Raw genomic sequence first — 7,141 nt, 5'->3', positions numbered from 1 at the left:
CGATTGTCGAGGACTTGCGCGTTACGTACCCAACCGATGGCGTCCAGCTCACCGAGTCATTTGAGTTTCCGCGGTCGGCATGGACCTCGAAACGGAGCACATCCCCAGCCGCGACCTGGACATTGTCCACATCTGTGGCATATCCCAGCTGGTCGGTGCCCGCGATTAACTGCTTTCCGCCCTGGCTTGGCCAAATCGGCGTCTGGTTTCTACCCGACACCAGATTGACCGCCACCGTCATTCCGGCTCCACCCTGCCCGCCGGACCGCAGCACGTGACCCCTGATGCTGATATTCCCGGAGCGCGTTGCGACCCATTCACGGGCTACTCCGCTCGCATCGCAATTACCCGCGCAATTTCCCGGCGCCATGAGGAATGCGCTGACATACTGCGCCTCGTTGGTCTCCCATGAGCCATTGTTGTCGCTTGCGGAGTAGTAAGGCATCTCAGTCCATGCCGTCTCGGGTGTTTCGTACACATAGCGCCACTGGTTCTTTCCCTGGGCCGCCGAAAACTGCTCTGCTGCGTAATTGGCCGCCATCGTCGTCTGCAGGTTATTCACATCTGCAATCGAGCCGATGTTTTGGCCGGCGAGGAACTTGCCGTGTGGCTCAAAAAACAGGTTGTTGCGAACCATCCCCGCCGGCGTCCCGTACCCGCGGCCTTTGTAATCTTCCCAGACCGATGCCGCGCCCGGCTGACGGGAGAACGCGTTCTGTGCAAACGTATTGTCCTCGAATGCGAGATCGGTCGAATGGTCGCCGCCATGAATATTCAATATCTCCACGGCTGGACCCGCATTCGATGCGAACAAGTTTGCCTGCAGGGTCACGTGATCTTCTGACCATTCGAAATCGATGCCGGTTTCGTCCGGACTGCCTGTTGCGGGCACTCCGAAGATGATGTTGTTCACAAAATTCACCTGGCTTATGCGGCCAAGGATCACGGCTGCGGTTCCGGTCGGCGTGTGACATGCTGCTTCATCAAACAAGACAGAGTTCATCAGCGTCACATTCGTCATTCCCAAAAGGCGCAGAGAATCGCTACACCCGAGCCCGGCGGCGGCGTACGCTTTCGAAGCATCGCCGTTATCGCCCGAGAGAATCAGCCCATTCAGAACCACATTCTGGAAAGCGTTGTGCCCGTCGCGGTTGTCGATTGTGTTGGACTCGGCATCAAACGCCACGCTGTCCAGGTTGTTCGCTCCCCGCACATTGCTCACCGACACGTCTTTCAGCACATACTGTGAGCTGGTGTAGGTAAGATACGAGGCAACATTGAACAATATCCCCGACGACAGATTGATATTCAGACTCGACGCAAAGGGGTCCAGGTTGTGACGCGACACTGGATACTCGGTTGAGTATCCGCCCCAGATCCCTTTATTGTCGTGCGCATCGATATTGCTGATAGTTACCCCGTTGTTGAAGAGCTGTGTATAGTGCAACAGAATTCCTACGCTCGCCCTCCCAACCTCAAGGTCGCTGATCTTCCAGAAATTCGCATCCATCAGCAGAACACCGATGTCGCTCACAGCCTGGTTGCGAAGGATTTTCGGCTTGGCGCCCGTCCCGTAAGCCGCCAGCGTAATCGGCTCACTCGCCGTGCCGCGTCCTGTCAGCGATAGCTCCTGGTTCCACGAAGCTCCCCGCGCCAGCAGAATCTCATCGCCCGGTAGAAACGACCTGATCCGGTTCGCAGGCGCAAACGTACACCAGGGTTGTGCCATACTGTGCGCACCGCCATCAGAGCAGTTCGAACCAGCCTGATTGTTGATGTAGTAAGCAGTCCCGTCTGCACGCGCCGGAGTGCTGAACTCCAGCAGGCACAAAACTGCGCACGAAACGACGAGGAGCCACGAGCATCCGCCACGCGGGCCGCTTTTTCCGGTCCTCGCTGATCGAACGTTTGAAAATGTTGAAAGGTTCTTCTCTCTGGGATTCTTACGGAACCCAGGCAGGCACACGTATCCAAAAGACAACGAAGGCAACAAACGAACTCCCCATCCGCGATATCGCGTTTGGCTTCAAGGAAATAGAACACGCCCCAGCGATTCTGGATTCTTGAGTCGCAGTAGCCGCCGAAGCGTTCTAAAGTTGATTTATTAGCTGGATTCTACACAAAGAATCGGAAGGATGGCATGTAACCTGGGTCACTCAAGATAAGTGTCCGAAGGTGCGACGCCGCAAGATTAACCTTGCCTTTTCCCTTGCAGAACGGTGACAATCCGAGGGTCGTTCCGTGTCGCAGCGGCAGTTCATTCCCCAAACTCGTCGAGGGAGATTTCATGTCCAGCGTGCCAGCACAAGTTTGGAGAGGCACCACGTTCTCCATCGAGCGCAAGCAAGACCCTGCCGCAGATGCCGTCATCTTCCGTTTTTCCGGCCCCTTCACGGCGCGCGATATGTACGCCGCTCTCAGCCCGGCTGCGCTACGCAACATCTTCGAGTCCGATCCGCCTCACCACAAGCCGTCGGTTAACATCTTCGACCTCACCGAAGTTCCCTATATGGACTCCTGCGGTCTCGGCCTCGTCATCGGTCATTTTGTCCGCTGCCAGAGCAAAGGTGTCCACCTCATTGCCGCTGGCGTGGTGCCGCGCGTCCTCGAACTTTTCAAGACCACCAAGACCGACCATCTATTCCCCATGACCGCAACGGTCGATGAAGCCTCCAGCCGCGGAACTTCCAAGTCCCGGTAACACCTCAAAGACTCATTTTCACTACGTTTCGTGTCACCTGGCTCAAACGTAAGTTGCATTCCGCGACGTCATCTAAACTGCTATAAATAAACAATAAACACGGGAAAAAATCGAATTTTCACCGGGCCTGCAATAGGTGATGGTTGCTGAACGCATGGAGATTGAAGCTAAGACGTTCCCTGTACTCGAGCCAAACCAGAATCTTCTGCACAGGGCGTATTTCATCGAGCAAATCAGCCTCGTCCTGGCCATTCAGATTGTTCTCATCAACTTGCTCTCGCACGTCTTAATAATCTTTGGCAATTTGCTGCCGGCAAGCTTTCTGCACATGAGAAGTTCTTCCGCGCTTGCGGTGCTTTGCGCAACCGTGGCCATGTTCTTCACCGAAGCCGGTCGGTCCAAGGGAGTGCAACGCGTCGGCGCGATTCTAGCCGGTCTGACGATGATGGTTGCGGCTGCGACCTTCTGGGCACCGGCACGGCATGCGTTTTCGCAACTTGACAGGTTTCTGAACGGAAATCAGTCCCCCTCCTGGCAGGCTCCCGTCCACTTTTCTGCTTCCCCTGTCGCGTTCCTGCTTTTGGGAATCGTAATTCTGCTGATCCACTCGCACGACTCGCTTTTCGGCAGCATCGCAGACGTGGCTGCGACTCTTCTCGCCCTTCTGGTCCTCGTCGTGGTTTCCGAATTTCTCTTCGGAATCGCGCAGATTCCGGGTTCATCCACCACGGGTCTTCCCTCATTTCCGACCATCGTCTGCCTCATGCTGCTCAGCGCTGTTTCCATTCTCCGCAGGGCTGAACGCGGCGTCTTCTCGGTGTTCCTGGGAGATGGCATTGGCGGACGGATCGCGCGCATCATCGCACCGGTTCTGGTCGTCCTGCCCTTTCTGCGTGAGCTTGGCCGGGCGCGATTATTGAATACGCAAATGGTTCCCACGCACTATGCCACTGCGGTTCTCACCTCCGTCGCGACGATTATCTCGTTCGTCCTGCTCTTGCTCCTGGCGCGGCTCATCGACCGCATGCAGCACGAGATTCACGATCTGACCTTGAGGGATGGATTGACAGGTCTCTACAACTTCAAAGGGTTCAACCTGTTTGCCGATCAGGCATTTCGCCTTGCCCGCCGCGCCCACTTGCCCTTCGGCGTCCTGTTCGTCGACATGGATAATCTGAAGATCATCAACGACGAGCTGGGACACAGCGCCGGCTCTGTATCGCTAGTTGAGACCGCAAAGCTGCTGATCGGAACGTTCCGGGAGACCGACGTAATCGGGCGCTTTGGGGGAGACGAATTCGTGGTTGCCGGCCAGTTCGATTCGAGTGAGATCACTGCTGCCATCGAGCGCTTGCGTTCCGGCGCAGCGACTAGAACCCAGCTGGCCGGAAACCGATTTTTCCTAAGCCTCAGCATAGGCTATGCTGCAACCGACCACAGCGCTGAAGAGACATTGAAAAGCATCGTATCCAGGGCAGATAACGCGATGTACAAGGAGAAGCGAGCGAAGAAGAGGATGGCCATCGCTTAGGGTCCCGCGCGATGCGTCATTCGCTGTCTCCGATGGCTCTCGGGCCCTCACCTGCCGTTTCGAAGCCTCATCCCCTTGCTCCCGGACTGCAACGGATGTCATGCTCGAAGAATGAGTAGAATTTCCCCACTGGGCGTTTTCGCAGCATTGATTCTTTGTTGTTCTCTTCCCGCGGCTGCTCAGGACAGAGGCTACTGGCGCGCGGTCAGCACCAATGCCATGGCCATCACCGGAGATCTGTCCATCTCTGAGTCCAGGCTTTCGATCAATTTGACGAGTGCCTTTTCGATCGCACAGATTCGTCCCCTCAAGCCGGCCGAATCCAGCGCGATCTTCGATGTTGACCTCAACGAGACAGGCAGCGGGTATCTCTACCGTCTGAACGTCCCCGCAGCCAAGCGCTTTCTCCACCACAACACGCTCTGCGGATCAGACGACACCCAGTGGATGGCAACCTTTGTCCACGACCGCGCGCTGAGGGTAGCTTTCTTCTCCGGAACGGACATGCCTCTATTGACATCCGACGCTCTAGCCAACTCGACGGATGTTTGCGGGACATATACCTACTCGCGCTGACCGGAAGCAGAGCGCGAAAGCGCTGCAACTCTGTCCCTTCGGAACTCGCGGCAGCATTTATCCTTAAACTGAACCATCACTTTCATCCAGAAGGAACACCATGGCGGAGATAGCCGTTGAGTCCACCGCAGTACCCGCGCAATTGCCCGAGCTGCACGTAGCCGTTCTTGGCGCGGGCAAAATGGGCGGAATTCTGCTTCAGGCCTTTCTCAAGCAGAACCTCTTCGCCGCGGACCAGATCCACGCCACAGTCGCGCATGCTGAAAAGGCAATCGCACGGGCCGCACAGTGGGGCGTTGATGTCGGCACCGATAACCTCGCCGCCGCGCAACAGGCAGACCTGATCCTCATCGGCGTGAAGCCCTTTCAGGTTCCCGACCTGATCGCCGAAATCAAGCCCGCGCTCTCTACCTCGAAGACCATCGTCTCCTTTGCAGCATCAGTGAAAACGCGCGCCATCGAAGACGCCGCCGGAATCGAAATCCCGGTGATCCGCGCCATGCCCAACACGCCATCCGCTCTCGGTGCTGGCGTCGCGGGACTCTGCCGCGGCCGCTTCGTCAAGGACCAGCAGATGGACCTGGCGCAGCGCATCTTCGAAACCGTAGGCCGCTCCGTCATCGTGGACGAGAAGCACATGGACGCCGTTACCGGCCTCTCCGCATCCGGACCCGCGTATATCTACATCATCATTGAGGCGCTGGCAGAAGCGGGCGTCAAGGTCGGCCTGCCCCGCGACACCGCGACGCAACTAGCCGCGCAAACTGTCTACGGCGCCGGCAAGATGGTGCTTGAAACCGGCTACCACCCGGCGCTCCTCAAAGACGAAGTCACGACGCCTGCAGGCTGCACCATCGACGGCATCCTCGAACTGGAAGAAGGTGGCCTCCGCGTAACCCTGATCAAAGCCGTGATGCGGGCCACTGAAAGAGCCAAACAATTGGCCGCCGGATAACGGCCCGCTCTCGAAACGCTGGGTGCCCCAGGTCTCGAATTTGAGACCTGGGATTTGACCAACGCCGACTCGCCTCCCGCTCAGTCACCACTTTGAAAATCCAACGCCCATCCTGGCTCCCCTCCTACATCCCCGAACTGCAGGGATTGCGCGGCATTGCCGTCCTCTCCGTGGTCCTGTATCACTGCCATCCACGTTTCACCGGAACCTGGATCTATCCCGCATCGCTTTGGGGATGGGCCGGAGTCAATCTCTTCTTCGTTCTCTCGGGATTTCTGATTACTTCGATCCTGCTTGAATCACGTAACAAACCACACTACTTCCGCAATTTCTACGCACGCCGTGCGCTTCGCATCTGGCCGGTCTATGTACTGGTGCTGGTCGTCTGCTACCTCAACGCACCATGGTTCATCGGGCCGACGATATGGGATGCAATCAGAACCGCACCCTGGTGGGCATACCTTCTCTTTCTTCAGAACCTCTTCCACCTCGCGCTGCCGCCCGCCATCGGCCCCACATGGTCTCTGGCAATCGAAGAGCAGTATTACTTTCTCTGGGCGCCGGTCGTTCGATTTCTTCGCGCGCCATGGATGCTGGCCACACTGCTGACCGGCGCATTGATCGCCTCCCCGCTTTTTCGCCGCACACATTTCGCCTGGATTACGCCGACGCACACGCTTACGCACATCGATGGCATCGCCATGGGCAGCCTCCTAGCTCTCGGCCTTTACACGCTTCCGCTCAGCCGCCGCGTCTGGCTCTGGATCGGCCTGACTGCCATGCCCATCGGATTCCTGGCTGCAGGGACCATCGCCGGCGGAACGGCATTTCTTGACACCGCACTCACCACACTCTTCGCGGGAGCGGTGCTCTCATCCATCGCTTCCACCGGATCGCACAACCCGGTGAATGCAATCCTCCGGCGCGGCCCCCTGGCCTTCTACGGTCGCATCAGCTATGGACTCTACATGACGCACATCATGGTCTTCATTTACTTCGGCTGGTTCGACGCCCGCATGGATAAGTACGGAATTCCCGGCAGTCTCGCCGTCATCGCCTTCCGCCTCGCCGCCTGCACGCTGGCCGCAACCATCCTCTGGTACGGATTCGAATCGAGAATCCTGCGTCTCAAGCGCCACTTTGAGAACACGCCCAAGAAGCAGCCATCCAACCAAAGCTTCTCGCTCTAACGTGCCCCGCACTTTCTGCAAGTTCAGCATCCCACTTGGTGAAGCAGCATCTCATCAGCGTGTGACTTCAATCACCCTTGGCGTTAACATTCGGCTGCTAGCCTGAAGTGGTACGGAAATCTCCCTTCCGAGGTGCCCCATGACCAGCGCGACGACCGAAATTAACCGGGCCGAAGCAAGAACTCAAG

Annotated in this window: 6 protein-coding genes; 5 read left to right on the top strand and 1 reads right to left on the bottom strand. The window is 57.4% G+C overall.

Translation table 11 applies throughout. From position 1 onward, the window contains the following. Positions 1–1,729, bottom strand: a 1,729-nt coding sequence (locus WA354_RS00965; RefSeq protein ID WP_472811137.1) for a hypothetical protein, incomplete at its 3' end; no start/stop codon positions are given. 558 nt (positions 1,730–2,287) lie between these two features. Here WA354_RS00965 and WA354_RS00960 point away from each other — a divergent pair. The 5 genes from WA354_RS00960 (at position 2,288) to WA354_RS00940 (ending at position 6,953) form a co-directional block, all read left to right on the top strand. Further along, complete coding sequence (locus tag WA354_RS00960; RefSeq protein WP_472811136.1) at positions 2,288–2,701, top strand: STAS domain-containing protein; 414 nt, start codon at positions 2,288–2,290, stop codon at positions 2,699–2,701. Between the two features lie 139 nt (positions 2,702–2,840). Further along, a complete protein-coding gene (locus tag WA354_RS00955; protein ID WP_472811135.1) occupies positions 2,841–4,232 on the top strand; it encodes a GGDEF domain-containing protein in 1,392 nt (463 codons plus the stop codon). Between the two features lie 111 nt (positions 4,233–4,343). Next, positions 4,344–4,808, top strand: a complete 465-nt coding sequence (locus WA354_RS00950) for a hypothetical protein (protein ID WP_472811134.1) — start codon at positions 4,344–4,346, stop codon at positions 4,806–4,808. 100 nt (positions 4,809–4,908) lie between these two features. Next, positions 4,909–5,763, top strand: coding sequence for a pyrroline-5-carboxylate reductase (proC, locus tag WA354_RS00945; protein ID WP_472811133.1), 855 nt, complete (start codon positions 4,909–4,911; stop codon positions 5,761–5,763). A gap of 92 nt (positions 5,764–5,855) precedes the next feature. Beyond that, positions 5,856–6,953, top strand: a complete 1,098-nt coding sequence (locus WA354_RS00940; protein ID WP_472811132.1) for an acyltransferase family protein — start codon at positions 5,856–5,858, stop codon at positions 6,951–6,953. Positions 6,954–7,141: the final 188 nt, after the last annotated feature.

Source organism: Occallatibacter sp. (assembly GCF_049802275.1).
GTDB lineage: Bacteria > Acidobacteriota > Terriglobia > Terriglobales > Acidobacteriaceae > Telmatobacter.
This window is presented reverse-complemented; position numbering and strand designations above follow the sequence as displayed.

Coding starts and splice junctions, on each gene's coding strand:
- WA354_RS00950 (WP_472811134.1), top strand. CDS start 4,344: ATGAGTAGAATTTCCCCACTGGGCGTTTTCGCAGCATTGATTCTTTGT.
- WA354_RS00960 (WP_472811136.1), top strand. CDS start 2,288: ATGTCCAGCGTGCCAGCACAAGTTTGGAGAGGCACCACGTTCTCCATC.
- WA354_RS00955 (WP_472811135.1), top strand. CDS start 2,841: ATGGTTGCTGAACGCATGGAGATTGAAGCTAAGACGTTCCCTGTACTC.
- proC (WP_472811133.1), top strand. CDS start 4,909: ATGGCGGAGATAGCCGTTGAGTCCACCGCAGTACCCGCGCAATTGCCC.